The organism is Zobellia roscoffensis (assembly GCF_015330165.1).
In the GTDB taxonomy this organism is placed as follows: domain Bacteria; phylum Bacteroidota; class Bacteroidia; order Flavobacteriales; family Flavobacteriaceae; genus Zobellia; species Zobellia roscoffensis.
Window position 1 is genome coordinate 1,348,611 of record NZ_JADDXT010000002.1, and the last position, 19,826, is coordinate 1,368,436.

Below are 19,826 nucleotides of genomic sequence, written 5' to 3' on the forward strand. Positions count from 1 at the left end.
CGGTGTAACAAAAAGCAATATAGCTACTTAATTCAATTTAACATCACCCAACATACTTTCAACCAACTTTAATTGTTGGTCTTTGTTGGATAGTTGCTCTTTTAAAACCTTCTCAGCAATCTCTACAGAAAGTTCAGCTACTTGGTTTTTAATATCAGCAACCGCAGCTTTCTTTTCGCTTTCGATAGCAGCTTGAGCTTGCTTCAACATTTTATCGCCTTCAATTTTAGCTTGCTCTTTAGAATCTGTGATCATCTTATCTTTGATCTCACGAGCTTCTTTTAACATCGCTTCACGTTCGGCACGAGCTTCTTTTAACAACTTATCGTTATCAGCTTGCAAGTTTTGCATTTCTGCACGTGCTTTTTCAGCTGCTTCTAACGCACCGTGAATACCTTCCTCACGTTCGTTCAATGAAGTTAAGATTGGTTTCCATGCAACTTTCACCAATAAAAAAATCAACCCCAACAATAATATAGTCTGAACTATGAAAAGGCCTGGCGAAAAATCGTTTAATAAAACTTCCATATAAATACTACTTTAAAATTCTAAACTTGATTAAAAACATTTCCTGCAACCAACCGTTGCAGGAAAATGTCTTTTGGTTTTGCTGTTCTTATTTTCCTAAGAACAAGGCACCGAATGCCAAACCTTCTAAAAGTGCAGCAATGATAATCATCGCAGTTTGGATTTTTCCTGTTGCTTCTGGCTGACGAGCAATACCTTCCATTGCTTTACCACCAATTTGACCAAGACCGATACCTGCTCCGATTACGATTAAACCAGCTCCAATTAAGTTGTACATAGTAATTGATTTATATAATTAAATTAAAAAACTCTCTTTTAAATGAAATCCCCTCTAACGTCTTCCGCGTCCGGAACTTCATGTCCTTTTGCATCGTGCTCATGATCGTGGTCGTGCTCCGCAACGGCCATACCAATAAACAATGCTGATAGCATAGTGAAAATATAAGCCTGTAAAAACGCCACCAACACTTCAATAAGCGTAATGAAAAATGATAGTACTAATGATAAACCTGTAGCACCAACCACACCTAGACTTTCTTTAAGTGTAAACATGATAGCAATTAAGCTCATTACTACAATGTGACCTGCAGATATGTTCGCGAATAAACGTACCAGCAGTGAAAAAGGCTTAATTACAAAAGCACCTGCTAACTCTATAATAGCAAGAACCGGTCTAATCAAAACAGGCACACCCGGCATCCACAACATGTGCATCCAGTAATCTTTATTACCACTAAACGTGTAAATAATCAATGTGAAAATTGCCAAGGCAGCAGTAACTGCTAATTGCCCAGTTACGTTGAAACCTAACGGAGTTAGACCTAAAAGGTTCAAAATCCATATGAAGAAAAACACAGTTAATAAATACCCTGTAAATTGACGGTATTTTTTCTCGCCGATATTTGGCTTTGCGATTTCATCTCTAACGTAGATTACTAAAGGCTCCAATACTCTACCAAAACCGGTAGGCACTTTTTTCTTAGCGTATTGTTTTGCCAATGAAGAGAAAGCCCAAAGCATAAAAAGACCAATCATCAATATTCCAAAAACACTTTTGGTAATTGAAAAGTCTAAAACTTTAGCCGCATTTTCCGCATGGTGATGATCATCAAACTGAACTTCGGAAGCTCCCTCGTTCAATTCGTATATTTTCCCGTGAAGCTTTACGAATTTCGATCCACCTTTTTCAACAATTACCTTTCCGGCATCATCATGATGAAATTCAGAAGACATGAAAGTTACCAAACCATTACTAGACCAAAGAATAACTGGCAATGGAAAACCTACGTGTTTACGCTCACCGTGATCACCTGTGTATGAAAACAAATGAAAATCATGAGCATCTTTAATGTGATGCAAAATGTATGCGTCCACCTCTTCTTTTGTGTCTACAGCTCCTTCATCACTCCCCTCAGAAAGAGAAAAACCTTGAAAAGAAATGCAGAATGTACAAAGCAATACTAGTGTTCTAATCATTTTTGAAACTTCCTTCATTATTTTTTATCAAAAAATTATGCTCCTGAAATTTTGCGCAAAAGTAGGTAATCTTGCTGTAATACAAAGCATTTTTATTCCATAAAATTTTGAAACTATCTACGTTGTATAATTTTTGAAACAAAAAAGACTTCCAGGACTAAAAAAACAAACACAGGAATTAAAAGAGAAGCTCTATAAAATCTCGGTAAATACTGATCTCCCACAAGTTGCGGGTAGCACATAGCAGTATACACCACTATTTTAAAAACCAAAAGCCCCATGTAAATAAAACCTAATTGGGTAAAAACTTTTTCGCTTTTTGAGAGCAGTTGAAAGGCAATTATTACCGATAAAGAGAAAATAAAATGAAAAATATAGGCGTTTTGAAGTAAATCATTAAACGCTATATTATCATCTGCCAATAAAAATTGATGAAGAAAAAAAGAAGTCGCGCCCACCAAAATGAACACGACTAGATATTGTACTATTTGTTTGATCAATGCTATTTATTTAGTGTCATCACTTTTTTGATGACGATATACATTGACAAAAATACGGCAAGTAAGGTAAATGTATCCTCAAGAAACGTTTTTTCAAACTTTACATCTAGCCAGGCCCCCAAAAGATTGCCCAAATAGATGGTAACACCCATTTGTATAGCAATGCCCGAAAAACTGGCCGCAGTACGTATTAAATTTGAATTATCACGAGGCTTTTGCTGGCTCATTGCTTGTGCTAGAACTATTGCTTAGAGAGGACTTAAAACTGCTAGAACCACTGTTCAAAGACCCTCCTTTACCTTTCATGGTACATGAAGCATTAAATGTAGCTCCTGGCTCAACGGCCAATTTAGTTACAGAAACCGTACCTTCAATTACTGCTGAAGATTTAAGAGAAAGCAAATCGGATACTAAAAGCTCTCCGTTGAAGCTTCCTTCAATATCTGCATTTACACATTCTACTTTACCATGAATATAACCGTCTTTACCAATGACCACTTTACCGGTAGTTTTTACGTTACCGTCTAATTTTCCGTCAATTCTGAAGTCTGCTTCAGATTCGATATCACCTTTAATTTTTGTGTGCTTGGAAATTCTGTTAGGTTGTGCGCCAATTTCGTTCATAGTTCTAGGTTTTTTGTTGTCAGAAAACATTTTTTAAGGTTTTGGGGTTAAAATTTGATTTTTATAAGATTGTAGGTTTTTATGTACCTGTATAATTTTATAGTTGGTAGATAAAATTACAAAATTCTCATTCTCAATAAGGTAATCCTTGTTAAATTTTATAAGCTCTGCAAAGCCCAATGCATAATCTTTGGATTTAAAACCATGTACGACCACAAATTGGTCTTCTAAGGTATAGATATCTTTTGAAACAATATTCTTATATCTCAAATCTATAATAGCATCTTCTAATGCCTTCTTTACCCTTTGTGCAATTTGGTCATTACTTCTTCTAAACGGAAAAACAACTTTCCAATTTCCAGTGCCTGAAGAACCAAGTTCTGTGGAAAAATCTTTAACGGCCAATTTAGGAAGCTGCTCAGCAACCATCTGCTCTGCCTTCTTACCTTCCGGATTGTTAGGGTAGGTTAGGGCTACATAGTTTAAAGCTTCTTCAAAAGGTTCAAACCCGTTTAATCTACCAATGGCGTTCGCCTTCAACATTTCAAACTTGGGAACGATTGGATCACCAGTGTATTTTTCTATATTTTCTTCGGCTCCCGTTATGGTTGCCAAAAAATCTTGCTGCTTATACTTACGGTATAAAGCTGCGTAACGCGAATCTGGACTATCTGCATCATCTTCAAGAACAGCTCTTGGGTTTAGTATAATTTCCGCGTAGCGAGAATCGCCATGGTTACTTAGAATATTCTTTCTCATAGAAGCCAAAAGCGGACTACCTTCTTCTTCATAAATCTTGTATAGATTATATTTTGAAGGAAGTATCAAGCGTTCCTCAGGTTCAGAATCTAATACATTTTCCAACTTTGCTGCTGCCAAAAGGTTCTCCTTGAATTTTTCCTTGTAAATCAATCCTAATTGGTAATTAGCAAAGTTTCTTTCACCTTTTAAACTGTCAATTACAGCAACATCTGTAGGTACTCTATCTAAATAATAATCAACAGAGAATTTTTCTTCTTCTCCAACATCACCAGAAATACTATCGGTTGAGACAATAGCTTCGTTATCATCTTGTGACAAAGTTCTTTTTTTGTTGCTCCATCTCCAATCATCTTCCAACACTCTTTTACCCCATCTCTGGACAAAATCATTTTTGCCGAAACCCAAACTTTTTAGGTTATAAAAATAGAATTTACCCTGGTTCTCTTTACCGCCTTTACTTTTTGCGAACTCCGCAAAACCAGTAGCCAATCTTCTTTCTTCTTTCTTCGCAGCCGCATCTTTTGCCGCTTGCAATTCTGCTATATAATCTTCAAAATAAGCCGTGCGCTCTGCTAATGGTAAATTATATAATGTAATGATACTATCTGTTTGATGCGCAATGTCTTCATATTTGATAACATCTTCAAGGTTATCTAATTTCTTCTTGGTAGACCTATACTTCTTTGTATTCTCTTCTAGGTTAGGTATAACACTATCATAGTAAGCTCCTGCCAGTTTATACTCATTACGGTCAAAATTATAAACGGCTAAATTCTCATAATTTAAGGCATTCAACTTAGGTTCGTTTTCCGTAGCGCGAAGTGACTTATTAAAATAGGTGATTGCCATACTATCATTCTCCTGCTCCAAATGGTACTCTGCCACTTGGCGAAAAATTATATCTAAAAATGGACGGTTTTCACGATTTTCCTCTAAATCTGTTAAATACTCCAACATCTCTTCACTATTCTCAGAAGTAATTTTGGTATTTCGGATTTTTTGAATCTCCGCATTAATCATGTAAACACGAGGTGATTTTCTATTGAGGTCAATGACTTTGGTAAAGGCATAATTGGCACTATCCTTATGATTCATTTGATTGTACAACTGTCCAATAATATAATAGTAACGGCCTCTTTCTTCGTTCTTCTTGGTGTAATGCGATGCTACTTTTAAATGCTGAACGGCGGTATCCAATACCTTTTCGTTGATGTAGGCTTGAGCCATCATGGCACGTGCATCTGCATATTCTTGATCAGATAGCTGTTCAAACTTTAAAAGCCGCTTTAAGTTTTTAATAGCCAACTCATCATTCTCAAGTCTAATGTTTACCTTCTCGCGCCAAATATGCGCTTCGTTCAGCTTATCACTATAATCATATTTTCTGATTATATAATTGAAAGCCTCAAGCGCTGGCATGTAACGTTGGTCAAAATACCGGGCCTTACCTAAAAGTAAAAACGCCTCATCTGTCTGTGGGTTCCGTTCCACATCTCTGATATCCATACTATGTTTTTGTATGGCTTTGGTGGCTTTCTCTTCGGCAATAATAAAATTAGGGTTATTATCCTCAGAATCTAGCTTTATATCTTCGGTTACTTCTAGACGCTCAATAGGTAAAACCTCCCAATAATCATCATGGTAATTAAGATTGAGCTCTGCCCTTCCTTCTTCAAAAGCGATGTTGCCATTGTACAATGTATTGTACTTGGTGTTAAGCGCATGCCAATTACGATTGACGAATGCGTCTTTTTTGGTAGAACATCCGTTTAAAACAACGCCTCCCAGAATTGAAAATATGATAAGTTTATAGTGCAGCTTCAAAATTGTATATCTACGTACTTTACTCTAACTAAAAAAGAACGGGATTATTATGCAGTTGGTCGATAAAAAGTTTATCATTCGGGGTTTACGGAAGGAAAAAGAAAGCTTGGTAATAGCAAAAACGGCATTTTCATTATTAAGCCGACCTAATCATCATTTTAACTTAAAAACTCAAAACGAATTTTCTTTTTAACGGATTCAACTTTTCACAAAGTACGTGAAGTTTGCAGAAAGTAGAAAAACGGGAGTTCATTTTTCACCGACTAAGCGGTCTGTGTTTCTTTATTTCATCGATAAGAACTCTGTTTTAAACCCCATTATCAGAAGTAAACAACACATTATCCGAAGTGTAATCTATTTTATTGAAGCCTCACAAAAGCTGAACCGACCATGCAGTCTGTTTTACAAAAAGGAATTATGCCACTGGAACGTCATCTTTAAGCTCCTCTTCTCCACTAAAAAACAATTCCAATTCTTTTAAAGTGGCTTCTGAAGTTTCAATGTCTTTTACAATTTCACCTTTGTTCAACACCACAATTCTTTCGCACACCTCGGTTACATGAATTAGATCGTGGCTAGAGACTAAAACCGTAACCCCTTGTTTGGAAGCCAAATCTTTGATAATATTTTTAAGTCGAATCTGAGTTGTGGGATCTAAATTAGCAAAAGGCTCATCTAAAATTACCACTTCTGGATTGCCAATAAAAGATGCCACAATACCCGCTTTCTTTTGATTTCCTTTTGAAAGGTCTCTCAGGTATTTTTTTTGATTTAGAATTTCACCGTGAAAGAAGTCTTCAAAATTTGCAAGTAAAGCATCAACATCTGCCTTATTTTGATTTCGCAACTCCCCAATAAAATAGAAATACTCCTCTGGAGTCAAATACCCGATCAAAAAAGTTTCATCAATAAAAGACGAAGTGTGCTGTTTCCAAGTTTCGCTCTGGTCTACTTGTATCTCATTATTAATAATGTGCCCTGTGGTAGGCTGAATCAAATCTAACAAAAGACTAAAAAAAGTAGTTTTACCTGCACCGTTGTTGCCCACAAGGCCAAAACTTTGCCCTTTTGGAATTATAAGGTGTTCTAGGTTCAATACGGTTTTACCAACGTATTTTTTAGTAAGATTCTGTACTGTTATCATAATTAAGAAAATGTTCTTGTTTCAATTTAACGTCTCTAACTGTTCTGCTCTTTAAAGCCAGCAATCATTCCGTATTTTTTCTTTCTATACACCTTAGTAATCCTATCAAGTAAAATATCCTTAAAAGCAAACCCCAGCAAGCCGAATGCACTTAAAACGATTACAGCCACTTGAAACGACACGAGATAATTCAATAGCACAAAAAGTAGTATTGGAAGGCCAAACAAGGGAATACCCACTAAAAATTGGGCGGCACCCATACCCTGCATATTACCCACAGCACTTTTATTAAGGTCAATACGCTTTTTGTTCATGGAGCCAAAAAATAAAACTATTGGCACGTTTACACCTGCATTGTATAGCGCACAACTAAAATTTATGGCCAGGGCCTCCCACCCAAAATAAACATATGGAATAGATAGAAGAAACATAACACCTACACTAATATATATTAAGCGCGCCTTTGATTCTAAATAGCTTCGTAACGGAATATTCTGAGACATCATCATACTGTAATAGGAGCTATCCCACGCAGGGATGAACTGTCCAAAATTCATTAAAAAGATTCCCGTCATAAAAACCCCAACAAAAACAAGCATTGGTGATGTATCTCCAAAGTCATCCATCGTATAAAAAAGAAGACCGTACAGAATCATGGCCAAGGACATAAAAACCTGAGTTTTGGTTCGTTTGTTGCGCCAAATCAGCTTTAAATCCAATTGTAAATACGGAGCAATGTCACCAAAACGTTTGGTCCATGATAAATCTGATGAAGTTGCTTCTGTTTCCTTTTTCTTAAGCGTTGTATCTAGAAAAATTCGGTTTCTTAAGTACGAGTAGTTCATGTAATAGGCAGCAGCTGCAACACCTAAAGGAATTAGGGCGTAAAGTGGGTTTTCATATAAGGCATAAAAAATGGTTCCTGCATATTCTTTTATAGGAAGGATACCAAAATAATCCAAACCATAACAAGCCAACAAAAGAGTGCCGATCAAGACTAAAGCTTTATCACTCTTGTTCACTATAAAATTGACATAATTAATACTGAGAACAATACCAATAATGCCCAATAACCAAAATAAAACGTTTTGTGGAGCATACCCTTTTATAAGTAGAACTACACTAAACGGAACAAAGAAAAACAAAGCCAAAAAATTATAAAAAGAAACTGCCGAACGTCCTAAAATATAATGGGCAATACTGCTTTTTTTGATAGGTAGTGTCAAAAACGGCTTAATATCCAATACGGGAAGCTTTTGCATAAAATAACGCAGAAACAACTCCCCCAACACCCAATACAAAAGATACTGGTTCAAAATAACCACTGGGTCCACACTGGGTATTGTCTTTTTTAAAATAAAGAATAAGGTAGAGCCTAGAAAGGCTAACATTCCCATAAGATAGAGTGCAAAGAAACCCATTAGTATTTTAACGCCCAAGCTCTTACCCAGTGCCGAAGAACGAAAGAAAGATTTCCATTGCAGCTTAATAAAGCTTTTAAACATAAGAAATAGATTACTGGTCTGGTAAGTTAGTATTTCTTGTAGTATGATTTGTTACAAAAAATTGAACATTTTATATTCTGGATACGTTTTTGCCTAAAACGCTACTTCCTATTTTAGCCCATCCTATTTAAACATTATACATCTTTACCTATTACGTGTGATGCCAATGAATTTAAAATACAACATTTAAGTTCCTTTTTTTATCATTTCCGTTTCAAATGGCTCTATCAATGCTTATTTTTGCCGTCACATTTGACTAAAAAAGATACAATGGTGCATTTTCATTCCTTGACCGTAAAGCATATAAAACCGCTTACACCTAGTTCGGTTGCTATAACTTTTACCATACCTAAAGACCTTATACAAACTTTTGATTTTGTTCCCGGGCAATATATTACCATTAAAATGGAGCTCAAAGGCAAAGAGATCAGAAGGGCTTACTCTATCTGTTCTTCACCTAAAAGCGATTGTTTTACAATTGGCGTCAAGAAAGTTGATAAAGGCGGATTCTCGGATTATGCGCACACTAAACTTAAAGCCGGTGATGTTTTAGAAGTAATGCCTCCTGAAGGTAGGTTTACTTTTCAGCCTACTGGGAAGGTCAAAAATATTGCCGCATTTGCTGCTGGTAGTGGTATTACACCTATCATGAGTATTGCAAAAGCAGTCTTGGCAGATAATCCTAAAAGTAAATTTGTTCTTGTCTACGGAAACAAGTCTCACCAAGAAACCATGTTCTATACGGACTTGGCAAAACTAGAACTAGATTACGCTGGCAGATTCAAAGCCTATTTTGTAACTAGTCAAACCCAAGAAGATGATTCTCTTTTTGGCCGTATTGATGTGTCCACCGTTAATTATGCTCTTAAGAACAAGCATAAAGATGTAGATTTTGATGGTTATTTCCTTTGTGGGCCTGAGGCCATGATTCATTTGGTTTCCGATACATTACAGGAAAACAATGTACCAAAAGACAAGATACATTTTGAACTTTTTACGACTACCGAAATTTTGGATGAGATGCCTCAGCAAGCCGAAGGTAAAACTGAAGTTACCATTATGGTAGATGATGAAGAGTTTACCTTAACAATGGATAAAAAAGAAATTGTTCTAGATGCGGTTTTAAAACAGAATATTGATGCTCCTTATTCTTGCCAAGGTGGGGTTTGTAGTAGCTGTATTGCCAGGATAACGGAAGGAAAAGCCGAAATGGTAAAAAACCAGATTCTTACCGATGGTGAAATTGCCGAAGGTTTGATTCTTACTTGCCAAGCGCATCCCACAACACCCACCTTAAAAGTAGATTATGATGATGTTTAAATGACATTGTTTTAAAAATAAGAAAAGCCGCAATTGTAATTTACAGTTGCGGCTTTTTTAATAACTCTTCTAATCGTCTAGATGTATTTTCATATCCTATGAGATATGCTTTTTCAATTCCCTTGCGGTCTAATACACCAATATGTTCTAGCTCTTTGAACTCCATTAACAAATCGCAAGCTTCAAGCTTTTTTCGATTGATAGCATAAATCATGAGTCCTGTGACTCTACCTGCAAGTTGTAATGAGTTTTTAAGATGTTTTTTATTCAGCTCACTAACGACCGAAACATTACTACCAATAATATAGTCGGCTTTACCCATTAACGGTTCTAACGGAAAGTTATTCATAATACCACCATCGGCATAAAGCCCTCCATTCATCTCTACCGGACTAAAAACAGGAGGTAGGGCTGCAGATGCCAATAAAGGCCGAATGAGTTCTCCTTCAGAAAAATATTCAAGATCACCCTTTTCTAGATTGGTAGCGGTTACGTGCAATTTTTTATGGAGCGCTTCAAACGTATCATCAGGGAAAAAAGCTTTAAAAACATCAAAATACCTATCGGTATCTATAAAGCCCGGTTTTACAATCGTCAAGAAATTATACTTGAATAAAGGTGTTTCTTTAAAAAAAGCCATCATATCTAGCACCGAATTTCCGTTGGCATATAATGCCCCAACTAAAGCACCCACGCTACTACCACCAACAACACTCGCGGTAATACCAAACTCATTCAAGGCTTGTATAAGACCAATATGCGCCATGCCACGCACTCCTCCGCCCGAAAGTACAAGTCCAATTGATTTTGTTTTTAAGTCATTCATTCTAGATATTCTGAAAACTACCTTACGAAGGTATTTATTTCAGAAGACTATTCATCAGTTTTTTGTGATAGTCTGGTACCACATCGTAACAGTACTTCACGGGAGAACCTTCTTTTTTATCGCACAACAAATATGCTTTGAAAACTTCTTTGTTATTCTCTTTTACAGTATCGTCCGGGTGTATCTCAAGACGGGCGTTCAGTTCTTCAGATATAATATCTTCTGGTGAAATAATATAATGGCTCGCCAGAACATCAAACGGATTAAAACCATCCGCCCCCTGGTCTACCCACTGCTTTAACCATGCTCTGGAAGCTTTTCCTAACCACTGATTGCCAGTATCACCTTTTTCCAAAGCATCCAAATCTTCTGCCTTAACCCATACCTTGTTTGAAATTTCAAACGGACAAAGCGTAACGGGAATCCCATTTTCGAACATCAACCGAAAAGCATCATTATCCAAATCAAAATTAAGATCTTGAGCGTGATTGCCCTGATTTCCAATCTTAAAATAGTCTTTAGGGGTTCTACGACCGGCAACCAAAACCACTTCTAGAATCTGTCTTTTTAGTTCTGGGTATTTTAGAAGCAAAAGACCAACGTTGGTAGCGGGGCCGATAGCCATAATAACCAAAGGCTGTTTACGAAGTGATTCTGCCAACGCATCAACAGCTTCGTTACTTTCTACTGCTTTGAGGTTTATAGCTTCGCCAGCTCCTTTATAAACAGGTATTTCGCCAAGAGCAAACTCAGTACTCATTTTTTGGCTCAGCGGATATGAATTTTCAATAACCGTGTTTCCAAAAACAGCACTTATACCGCAAATTTCTATAGTATCAGCTTTCATCAATTGCAAAACGGCATACCCATCATCAACATCACAATAACCCGCACGCTTTTCTCTCTTCATTCCCACAGAAAGATCGGTGTCTATCCATACTTTTTTCTTCGTCATTCTATATAAATTATATTTTTTCTCCTATATCAATCCGCCCCAAAAATCGATTTCATTTTGAACTCCTGTTTCCGGATCTTGAATAAAATCTTTCTTGTCTTCATACACCTTTAAAATTCCATCGTGCATAAAACCGATTTGGTCCCCCATTAATACAGCTTCTTTTAAATCATGGGTTACAAAGAGTGAGGTGATTTTATATTCTGCAGTTAACTTCTTAAACAGTTCTTGCATACGTTGCCGGGTTCCGGTATCCAAACTACCAAAAGGCTCATCTAACAACAAAAGTGAAGGGTTAGTGCTAATCGCTCGGCCAAATGAAACTCGTTGCCGCTGCCCCCCAGAAAGCTCTGTAGGCATTTTATCCGCTTGGCCTTCTAGTTCTAAGCTTTGAAGCATGTGGTTAACCTCCTCCTTTATTAAACCTTCCGGTATTTTTTTTAATCGCAGTCCGAAAGCTATATTCTCAAAAGCATTTAAATGTGGAAAAAGCAAGTCTTCTTGATACAGATACACAATGTTTCTCTTTTCGGGTTTCACCGCAGTAATATCTTCTCCGTTCAATAAAATTTTTCCAGAATCAGGTGTTATGAGTCCACCTATGGTTTTAAGCATCGTAGTTTTTCCGCAGCCCGATTTTCCTAAAATACTTAATGTTTGCTTGCTTTCCAGAGAGAAATTAAGGTCTTTAACAACCTTTTCTTCTCCAAAACTTTTTATAACATGTTGTACCTCAAGAAACATTAGACTAATTTTTTAAATACATAACGCTTGTTAAAATACAATAAAACTACGGGTGGAAAAATCAACAAACAACAACTTAAGGCACCATAATAATAGTTAGCTTCTTTAATAAATAGAAACACCTTGATTGTTAGTGTCTGAACTTTTCCTATGCCAATTATAGAAGTTAGCCCATACTCAAACCAAGAGATCAGAAACGTCTGAAAAAAGCAGATCAGAATTAGCCCTTTGGCCAAGGGCAAAACAACTTTGGTATACGTCTGCCATTTATTTCCACCTAAAGTAGTCACTAAGTCTTCATAGCTCTTTACCTTTTCGTTCCAGAAACTACTGAAAAAGAGCAGGGCATAAGGAAAAGCAATAATAAACTGTGCAACTACCACGCCAGTCATGTTACCAAACAACCCCATTTTTAGAAAGAAGAAACTAAGACATGCAGCAAAAACAACAGGCGCCAATATATATGGAAAATAAGCCAATAGCGTCAATGTCTTTTTCTTCGGATGATAAAAAACAGCCTTACTAATCAAAAACCCAGAAGTTGTAGAAAAAACCGCAACCGATAGTGAAATTAATAAAGAGGAAAAAAAGCTTGATAGCAATCCCGCTTCAGAACCAAAAACTGTAACCCAATTCTTGAAACCTAAATAAGACGGCCAAACATCAGGAAAACGCCATTCGGATGCCAATGATAGGAACACAAGGTACACAAACGGAAACAGGATTAACAGCACCGCCAAACTCAATATAAAGGGTTGCCAATTAATTCGCATAGACTCTTTTTCTTTTGGGTAGAAACAGTACAATAGCAGCTGCAGAAACAATTAAAGTATATAAAACAGCTACCACATATCCTTCTGAAATTTTATCTAAATCGTATTGTTTAATTTCCTGAATAATAAGTACGGAAAGCATTTGAGGCGATTCTTGACCCAAAATCAACGGCACTTCATAAGCTCCTAAAAGGAAAATAAAGTAGAGCACGATAAGCACCCAAGTCTTTTGAATCAAAATAGGTAAAAACACTTTTCTGGTAATCTGATTAGCATCTGCCCCTAGTGATTGTGCCAACACGGAAAGTTCTTCAACCCGTTCATTTTTGTAAACGTTCAAGAAAAGCAAAACGAAAAAGGGCATAATCATGGTGATAAATGACAAGATAATACCGAAAGCCAGCCCGTCGTTTACCAAATCAGGAAATTCCGAAGCTTTAGTTATTAATCCTAATTTATAACTGATGCGAGCAAAAAAGCCTCCTTTTGAAAAAAGCTGAAACGTAAAAAACCCAGTTACGATTCCGGGTATTGCCAGTGGTAAATAGATGATAAACGATAAAAACTGTTTTTCTAGTTGCTTTCTGAATTTTAATGTAATCCAAAGTGCCCCACCTACTGAACTAGTTACAGCAACGAAAGCAATGATAAAACTATACCCAAAAGATTTAAAAAACGTTCCTGAAGCTAGAACAGACTCCCAAAACTGTAGCGTAAAGCCATTGTTAGCTACCCCAATTACACCAAAACTATAAAGCAGGGCATAAATAAATGCTGCTGCAAAAGGCACCACACCTATCAGCAAGAACAATACAATCCCTATGTTCGGCTTTTTAATTTTCAATTACCCTTTTTCTAAAATCTTCATACAACCTGATCATATATTCTGGAGCCGGTTCCTCAATAGCATTTACCTCTAACTGTTTTAAAGTAGGCCCGTATTGCCGTTTTCTGGCATCCAAGAATTTTTCTTTCCATTCCGGCTCCAATTTATCCATAGACAAAACCGTGTTGGAGTCCATACCGTTAGCATCTGCTTTTTTTAACTGAGCCTCTGGTGAAAGAAGAAAATTAATGACCTGCATCGCTCCTGCTTTTTGAGGTGCATTGTGTAAGATACCTAGGTAATTAGAATTTCTAATGGTTCCGTTTTCCCAAGCATACCCTTTGGTTGATTTTGGATAAAGACCAGTCAGTACTTTATCCTCAATACCGCCTTCACTAAAACCGTAGGCAATGAGCAATTCTCCATTGGCATATAACTGATTCATTTTGGATTGCTCTTTAGGAAACGTACTTCCTTCTTTCCAAAAATACTGTTTGTTATTATTAATAAAGCTCCATAGCTTCTCGGATAGCTGATTGTACTTCTCCTCATCAAATGAACCATTTAGTGCATTGGGGCCACCACCTAACTCTGCCATAAAACTTTTTAAGAGTGTCATTCCCGTAAAGTCATTGGATATGGTAAATGTTCCTGGGTGCTCCCTAAGGAACTTTTCCAACTCAGGAATGCTTTTAGGTGGACTTGGCAACTTTTCTGAATCGTATACGATTGCAAATTGATTAACACTCCACGGGGCTTCCATACCATTTACAGCCTGCTGAAAGTCCGTGCTAATATAAGAATCTTCAAAGTTGATTAAAGATGCATTTGGAAGCAATCCTACAAACGGACCCCATAGCCCTTCTATCTTTCTCAATTGAAAAAATGTCTCTCCATTAATCCAAACCATGTCTACCTGTCCTTGTTCAATATCAGCCTGTTTTTCTCCCATGACCAGCTGAACAATCTCAGGTCCTTGACCTCCACTAATTTGTAAGTCGATGTTGAATTTTTTCTTAACACTTGGCACCACATAATTATTGATGTAGTCATTAATAGCCGTACTGCCTTGCCACATCATAAAATTAACTGTAGTACCCTCGGCATTTTCCTCAATTTCTTCCCATGATGCACTTTTAAGTTTATTACTGTCCTGGGGTACTTTTTCCTTACAAGAAAGCACAATGACACTCATTAAAAAACCGAACAGTATATATTTAGTCCTTTTCATTAAAATTACCTCTGTTTATTTATAAATCACTTAGTCGCTTAATGGGTGAATCCTTTTAAAAATGTTCAACTTATTTTTAAGCTAGTCTTTTTCCCACCAACCTTTACTGTTGATATTATCCCCTCCAATTCTTTCTGCGGCAGCTTTATAATTTGCACTATTAGTAGCCTGCTCAGATTCCGGATACAAATACCGAACGGGATATTTATCATTGTTCAAATTATCCGGTCCTGGTTTTAATTCAGGAATACCCGTTCTACGAACATTAAACCAGGCTTCGTGTCCATTAGAAATTAGACTAAACCATTTTTGGGTCAAAATCTTATTAAGATTATCCACGCCACTAAGAGCAACCGATTCTTGTGTTAGGTATTCTGTAGGAACCTCAACCCCATAATACTCAAAACTTGCAGCAATTCCTGCTTGGTAAAAGGTTTGAACATCCCCTGAAATATAACCCCGTTCCGCCGCTTCTGCTAAAGCGAACTGCACTTCTGAATACTGCATAAACTGAGCATCTACTCCGTCAGGAACATCTCTAAAAATAGCACCGAACAAAGAAACGTCGTTTAAATCGATTCCTTTTTCTGCAATAGTTTCTCGATCTTGACCATTGACCAATCCCTTGAATTCAGGATTTCCTGTATTAATGCTTACCTGGGTTGGTTTGTACAAAACCTCAACCCTGGGGTCGTTCCACAAAGTTAAAACCGAATCAACGGTTGCCGTCATGCGGTGTTCTTGATATAGGCCCAAAGCGGCCAATGTCATTGGGTATTGATTAGGTGCCGAAGTCAAATAAGGTAGAACCGCATTATCTGCATTGGATTGCATCAACTTTCCCGAAGATGCCAAAGTCTGAATTTCCGAATAATCCGTCAATCGCTTACTAATGCGCATAAGATATCGCAACCGTAATGAATTGGCAAAACGCATCCATTTGTTTAAATCCCCATTAAAAAGCACATCACCACTAATACTTGCCGTTGAATTCTCTAGCGTAATTGCCGCACGTTCCAAAACAACTAAAATTCCTGTTTCCGGATCTGTATAAATGCTTTCTTGTGTATCATAAGCAGGTGTAAACTGGCCCTCCAACGCATTAACGGCATCGGTATAGGGCACATCTCCCCACATATCCGTCAATTGAGAGAACAGAAAGCTTTGCATTATATCTCCAATGGCGTTATAAGCCTCATTAGAGCCTTGTAGCTCTCGCATTGATTTTATATCACTCAATAACTGAAAAATAGTATTCCAGTACTCGCTATTCGTTCCCATTTCGTAACGGTCAATGCGCTCAAATTCTACACTAGCCGCAAACTGCTGAATGTAATTAGCCAAACGAAACCCTTGATTGTACGCATTTTGGTCCGCTTCCACCGAAATAACGTTAGCAAGCAAAAACTGCGGATCAACCGATTCCGGAGCGTTCGGGTTTTCGTTCAGTTCTTCAAACTCATCTGTGCATCCGCCAAGAAGCAAGACAAAACTTAAAAAACCTGATATATATAGTTTGTTCATTGTTTTAATTTTTTGTTTTCCTTTCATAATTCCTCCTCTTAAAAATCAGTTTTAACACTGAAGCCAAAACTTCGAGTGGATGGATATGAAAAGTCTTCTACACCGTAAACAATTCGTTGTTCTTGCAACGCATTGAGTTCTGGGTCAAAATGTGGGTTCTCCGTAAACAACAATAAATTGCTACCCACTAAGCCTAACTTGATATTCTGAAAGCCAATGGATTTTGACACTTTTCCCGGTAGATTATAATACAGACCTAACTGACGCAGTTTTACATAAGACGCACTATAAAGCGCGCTGTCTTCATTACCGCGATCAAAAAAGTTGTTGTAAAATTGACTTGCCGGGACTGCTGTAGTATTCGGCACGTATTCCGGGCTTTCGGTAGTTCCTACATTTACGACCCCATCGCCAACGACACCATCTTCCCGACCCACTAGAGTTTCTTGCAAAACACCCGAAGTACTACCCAATGCTTTTATTCTGGAAATGATCGTGCCTCCTTTTCTCCAATCGAAAAGTATGGTCATATCTATATTTTTATAGGAAAACTTGTTATTGAAGCCTACCGTAAAATCAGGATTATAATTTCCTAAAAGCCTAAGATTACCATCTTGTATGGGCAAACCATTATCTCCATAAACGGTTTTACCATCTACCTCAACAAAACCGGTACCGTACATGTCCCCTACACGACCGTTCTCACGAGCAATATAGAAAACAGTATTGGAGCCTCCTCCACCAGAAAATACATTGGCGGTACCTGTTACAAATTGATCTACGCCTTCGGGCAACTTGGTAACTTCACTTTTATAAGTTGAATAATTTACTGATGATTGCCAATTAAAATCTTCCGAACGAATAATTTCAGCACTTACCAAAGCTTCAAACCCTCTGGTTCTTACTTCGCCTCCATTTACATTAAAATTGGAAAACCCGCTGGTCTGCGAAATAGGTCTGGAAATGATCTGGTCAATACTCGTATTCTGATATCCTGCTAAATCCAACTGAAACCTTCCATCTAAAAACCATGCTTCCAAACCAGCCTCTAATGCATTTAGACGTTCAGGTCTTAGATTGGCGTTCTTCAACACCGTTTCATTGGTGACCCGAAAACTAGACCCATAATTTTGGTTAAAAACAAAGTTCTGAACGTTTTGATACGGGTCTGTATCATTACCCACACTTGCCGCACTAAACCTTAAGTTCAAATAAGATATAGCTTCAGGAAGGGTAAACATATTACTTACCACATAACTAAGTCCCGCTGAATAGTATCCGAAAGAATTATTATCGCTCGGTAACGTACTACTCCAATCATTTCTATAAGTGGCATCAAAATACAGTGAATTTTTATAGGAGAGATTCCCACTTGCATATACGCTATTAATGCGTTTATTGAATTTCTGACTATCACCCACAAGTGGTGTTCTTGAGTTTGCCAATGTATAAATTCCAGGGATTGCTAATTGTGAAGCTTCTGAGTATTTATATTGAATGTCTTGGTCAAAACGGTTTGCTCCGGCTGATACATTGTATTTCCAATCGTCATTAATCTTATCCGAATATGAAAGTAGCACATCTGTATTCAACTCGCGAAATCGCACATCATCTTCACGATACGTACCCAACGGATTTTGATTGGTACTCACCGCTCGACGGAATTCCCTTTTATCATCATACGTATCAATACCGGCGCGAACACTTAGACTTAGCTTATCCGTAATATCGTAGGTAGCAGATGCGTTTCCTAAAATTCGGTTTTTATTAAAGCTATTTGTGTTTTCATAGACGGTTAAATAGGGGTTGGTCAACCATAAGTAATTGAAATCATAATGCTGAATACCTTCTTGGCTTGCCTGCCAATAGTTCCGTAGCGACTCCACATTGGTATTTCTACCTGTCCAGTTGAATCCGTACAGCGGATTTTCATAGCCATAACCCAAATTCGGTCTATTACCACTTCGGGTATTGATGTAATTCAGGAAGGCTTTGACCTTCAACTTTTCATGCACGTTTTGGTCTACACTCACGGCAAGACCATTCCGTTTTAAATCCGTATTCGGCACAATACCATCATTTTTTAGGTTACTATATGATAATCTTGCACTTCCTTTTTCACCTCCTGTGCTTATTGAAATGTTATTTTGATAGGTAACTCCTGTTTCAAAGAAATTACGAACGTTGTCCGGTCTTGACACCCACGGTGTAGGGGTTATATCCGTAAACGAACCATCTGGACGGGTTCTGGAAATCACATCTCCTGCCCTTACAGGATTACCGTTGATATCTGTGGAAGGACTATCGAACTGAGCAATAAACTGCCCTTGGTCTAAACGCGGGCCATAGCTGCTGATTCCTCCGTCATTTAAACCTGCGCCAATTCCATTTTGAAAGGCATATTCACCATTGGAACCTCCGCCATACTCGTTTTGGTAATCTGGCAAGGTCAACAAAGTTTCCACCGTTAACGTACTGTTTATACTTATTCCTAAGCCTTTCTTCTTCCGGCCTCTTTTGGTCGTAATGACTACCACACCGTTTGCGGCACGCGCACCATATAAGGCCGCGGAACCAGCTCCTTTTAAAATAGAGATCGAAGCAATATCATCTGGACTAATATCTGCACCACCATTACCGAAATCTACTTCTTGGAGTGCTCCATCGTTTACCAGATTACTTGTAATCTGCTCATTACTAATAGGTACACCATCAACAACAAACAAGGGTTGGTTACTACCTCCCAAAGAGTTTTCTCCCCGAATTACAATTCGCGAAGAAGAACCCACACCTGAAGAGCCATTTGTAATCTGAACACCCGCAACGCGACCTGCAAGGCTGTTGACCATGTTCGTTAGCGGTACTTCGGTAAGCTGTTCTGCTTTAACCGTTGTTACCGCAGAAACCAAAGATTGTTTCTCTCTTTCTATACCCAAAGCAGTCACCACAATTTCATCTAACTGTTCCGAAGAGAGTTCTAGTGTAATGACCTCAGGTAGCTTTCCATTAACCGTTTCGATCTCTTTGGTTATATATCCTATGGATGCAATACTGACAGTAAAAAAAGTTGCTTCCGTTTCTAAATTAAAGAAACCCAATTCATCAGAAACTACATAATTATTGGTTCCTAGCTCGTTTACAGTAGCGTAGGGTACAGGATTATTATCTGTATCTATCAATTTTGCAGTGTAGGTGTTAGACTGGCCGTACGCCATTACCACACATAGCTGCATAAGCGCTATTATAGCTGTTTTCATTAAAATT

At 37.6% G+C, this 19,826-nt stretch carries 18 protein-coding genes; 1 reads left to right on the top strand and 17 read right to left on the bottom strand.

From position 1 onward, the window contains the following. Positions 1–27: 27 nt before the first annotated feature. From IWC72_RS05820 to IWC72_RS05855, 9 genes are all read right to left on the bottom strand, one after another. Positions 28–528, bottom strand: a complete 501-nt coding sequence (locus IWC72_RS05820; RefSeq protein ID WP_194529132.1) for a F0F1 ATP synthase subunit B — start codon at positions 526–528, stop codon at positions 28–30. A gap of 88 nt (positions 529–616) precedes the next feature. Then, positions 617–805: an ATP synthase F0 subunit C gene (atpE, locus tag IWC72_RS05825; RefSeq protein WP_013993139.1), complete on the bottom strand. Its 189-nt coding sequence runs from the start codon at positions 803–805 to the stop codon at positions 617–619. A gap of 38 nt (positions 806–843) precedes the next feature. Continuing rightward, positions 844–2,004, bottom strand: a complete 1,161-nt coding sequence (atpB, locus tag IWC72_RS05830) for a F0F1 ATP synthase subunit A (protein WP_226979500.1) — start codon at positions 2,002–2,004, stop codon at positions 844–846. 113 nt (positions 2,005–2,117) lie between these two features. Further along, on the bottom strand, positions 2,118–2,504 hold the full coding sequence (locus IWC72_RS20450) for a DUF6168 family protein (RefSeq protein WP_226979501.1): 387 nt from the start codon (positions 2,502–2,504) through the stop codon (positions 2,118–2,120). A 2-nt stretch (positions 2,505–2,506) separates the two neighbouring features. Further along, a complete protein-coding gene (locus IWC72_RS05835; protein WP_194529134.1) occupies positions 2,507–2,731 on the bottom strand; it encodes an AtpZ/AtpI family protein in 225 nt (74 codons plus the stop codon). After that, entirely contained in the window at positions 2,709–3,158 is a 450-nt protein-coding gene (locus IWC72_RS05840) for a bactofilin family protein (RefSeq protein ID WP_194525279.1), read from the bottom strand. The genes IWC72_RS05835 and IWC72_RS05840 overlap by 23 nt, the downstream gene beginning before the upstream one ends. A gap of 3 nt (positions 3,159–3,161) precedes the next feature. Further along, a complete protein-coding gene (gene porW / locus IWC72_RS05845) occupies positions 3,162–5,714 on the bottom strand; it encodes a type IX secretion system periplasmic lipoprotein PorW/SprE (RefSeq protein WP_194529135.1) in 2,553 nt (850 codons plus the stop codon). 415 nt (positions 5,715–6,129) lie between these two features. Continuing rightward, complete coding sequence (locus IWC72_RS05850) at positions 6,130–6,858, bottom strand: ABC transporter ATP-binding protein (protein ID WP_194529136.1); 729 nt, start codon at positions 6,856–6,858, stop codon at positions 6,130–6,132. A gap of 35 nt (positions 6,859–6,893) precedes the next feature. Beyond that, entirely contained in the window at positions 6,894–8,363 is a 1,470-nt protein-coding gene (locus tag IWC72_RS05855; protein ID WP_194529137.1) for a DUF5687 family protein, read from the bottom strand. Between the two features lie 270 nt (positions 8,364–8,633). On the opposite strand from IWC72_RS05855, the gene IWC72_RS05860 reads away from it, so the two are divergent. Continuing rightward, the gene (locus tag IWC72_RS05860) at positions 8,634–9,683 is read left to right on the top strand and encodes a ferredoxin--NADP reductase (RefSeq protein WP_194529138.1); all 1,050 of its coding nucleotides are present in this window, start codon (positions 8,634–8,636) and stop codon (positions 9,681–9,683) included. Between the two features lie 40 nt (positions 9,684–9,723). Here the strand turns inward: IWC72_RS05860 and IWC72_RS05865 are convergent, their stop codons facing one another. The 8 genes from IWC72_RS05865 to IWC72_RS05900 form a co-directional block, all read right to left on the bottom strand. After that, complete coding sequence (locus IWC72_RS05865; protein ID WP_194529139.1) at positions 9,724–10,509, bottom strand: patatin-like phospholipase family protein; 786 nt, start codon at positions 10,507–10,509, stop codon at positions 9,724–9,726. Positions 10,510–10,543: 34 nt separating this feature from the next. After that, positions 10,544–11,464: a nucleoside hydrolase gene (locus IWC72_RS05870; protein WP_194529140.1), complete on the bottom strand. Its 921-nt coding sequence runs from the start codon at positions 11,462–11,464 to the stop codon at positions 10,544–10,546. Between the two features lie 24 nt (positions 11,465–11,488). After that, positions 11,489–12,208: an ABC transporter ATP-binding protein gene (locus tag IWC72_RS05875; protein WP_194529141.1), complete on the bottom strand. Its 720-nt coding sequence runs from the start codon at positions 12,206–12,208 to the stop codon at positions 11,489–11,491. Beyond that, positions 12,208–12,981 (bottom strand): ABC transporter permease, encoded by a 774-nt coding sequence (locus tag IWC72_RS05880; RefSeq protein ID WP_194529142.1) that lies wholly within the window; start codon positions 12,979–12,981, stop codon positions 12,208–12,210. The genes IWC72_RS05875 and IWC72_RS05880 overlap by 1 nt, the downstream gene beginning before the upstream one ends. After that, positions 12,971–13,825, bottom strand: coding sequence for an ABC transporter permease subunit (locus IWC72_RS05885; RefSeq protein WP_194529143.1), 855 nt, complete (start codon positions 13,823–13,825; stop codon positions 12,971–12,973). The genes IWC72_RS05880 and IWC72_RS05885 overlap by 11 nt, the downstream gene beginning before the upstream one ends. Next, positions 13,815–15,038, bottom strand: coding sequence for an ABC transporter substrate-binding protein (locus tag IWC72_RS05890; RefSeq protein WP_194529144.1), 1,224 nt, complete (start codon positions 15,036–15,038; stop codon positions 13,815–13,817). The genes IWC72_RS05885 and IWC72_RS05890 overlap by 11 nt, the downstream gene beginning before the upstream one ends. Before the next feature lie 81 nt (positions 15,039–15,119). Further along, positions 15,120–16,562, bottom strand: coding sequence for a SusD/RagB family nutrient-binding outer membrane lipoprotein (locus tag IWC72_RS05895; RefSeq protein ID WP_194529145.1), 1,443 nt, complete (start codon positions 16,560–16,562; stop codon positions 15,120–15,122). A 38-nt stretch (positions 16,563–16,600) separates the two neighbouring features. Further along, positions 16,601–19,819 carry a SusC/RagA family TonB-linked outer membrane protein gene (locus tag IWC72_RS05900; RefSeq protein ID WP_194529146.1) on the bottom strand — a complete coding sequence of 1,073 codons (3,219 nt, stop codon included), beginning with the start codon at positions 19,817–19,819 and terminating at the stop codon, positions 16,601–16,603. Positions 19,820–19,826 lie beyond the last annotated feature (7 nt).

Excerpts from the sequence above, each read along its gene's own strand:
- IWC72_RS05870 (WP_194529140.1), bottom strand. The coding sequence starts at position 11,464 with ATGACGAAGAAAAAAGTATGGATAGACACCGATCTTTCTGTGGGAATG.
- IWC72_RS05860 (WP_194529138.1), top strand. The coding sequence starts at position 8,634 with ATGGTGCATTTTCATTCCTTGACCGTAAAGCATATAAAACCGCTTACA.
- IWC72_RS05900 (WP_194529146.1), bottom strand. The coding sequence starts at position 19,819 with ATGAAAACAGCTATAATAGCGCTTATGCAGCTATGTGTGGTAATGGCG.
- IWC72_RS05865 (WP_194529139.1), bottom strand. The coding sequence starts at position 10,509 with ATGAATGACTTAAAAACAAAATCAATTGGACTTGTACTTTCGGGCGGA.
- IWC72_RS05840 (WP_194525279.1), bottom strand. The coding sequence starts at position 3,158 with ATGTTTTCTGACAACAAAAAACCTAGAACTATGAACGAAATTGGCGCA.
- IWC72_RS05820 (WP_194529132.1), bottom strand. The coding sequence starts at position 528 with ATGGAAGTTTTATTAAACGATTTTTCGCCAGGCCTTTTCATAGTTCAG.
- IWC72_RS05850 (WP_194529136.1), bottom strand. The coding sequence starts at position 6,858 with ATGATAACAGTACAGAATCTTACTAAAAAATACGTTGGTAAAACCGTA.
- IWC72_RS05835 (WP_194529134.1), bottom strand. The coding sequence starts at position 2,731 with ATGAGCCAGCAAAAGCCTCGTGATAATTCAAATTTAATACGTACTGCG.
- atpE (WP_013993139.1), bottom strand. The coding sequence starts at position 805 with ATGTACAACTTAATTGGAGCTGGTTTAATCGTAATCGGAGCAGGTATC.
- IWC72_RS05890 (WP_194529144.1), bottom strand. The coding sequence starts at position 15,038 with ATGAAAAGGACTAAATATATACTGTTCGGTTTTTTAATGAGTGTCATT.
- IWC72_RS05895 (WP_194529145.1), bottom strand. The coding sequence starts at position 16,562 with ATGAACAAACTATATATATCAGGTTTTTTAAGTTTTGTCTTGCTTCTT.
- IWC72_RS05880 (WP_194529142.1), bottom strand. The coding sequence starts at position 12,981 with ATGCGAATTAATTGGCAACCCTTTATATTGAGTTTGGCGGTGCTGTTA.
- IWC72_RS05855 (WP_194529137.1), bottom strand. The coding sequence starts at position 8,363 with ATGTTTAAAAGCTTTATTAAGCTGCAATGGAAATCTTTCTTTCGTTCT.
- atpB (WP_226979500.1), bottom strand. The coding sequence starts at position 2,004 with ATGATTAGAACACTAGTATTGCTTTGTACATTCTGCATTTCTTTTCAA.
- IWC72_RS05875 (WP_194529141.1), bottom strand. The coding sequence starts at position 12,208 with ATGTTTCTTGAGGTACAACATGTTATAAAAAGTTTTGGAGAAGAAAAG.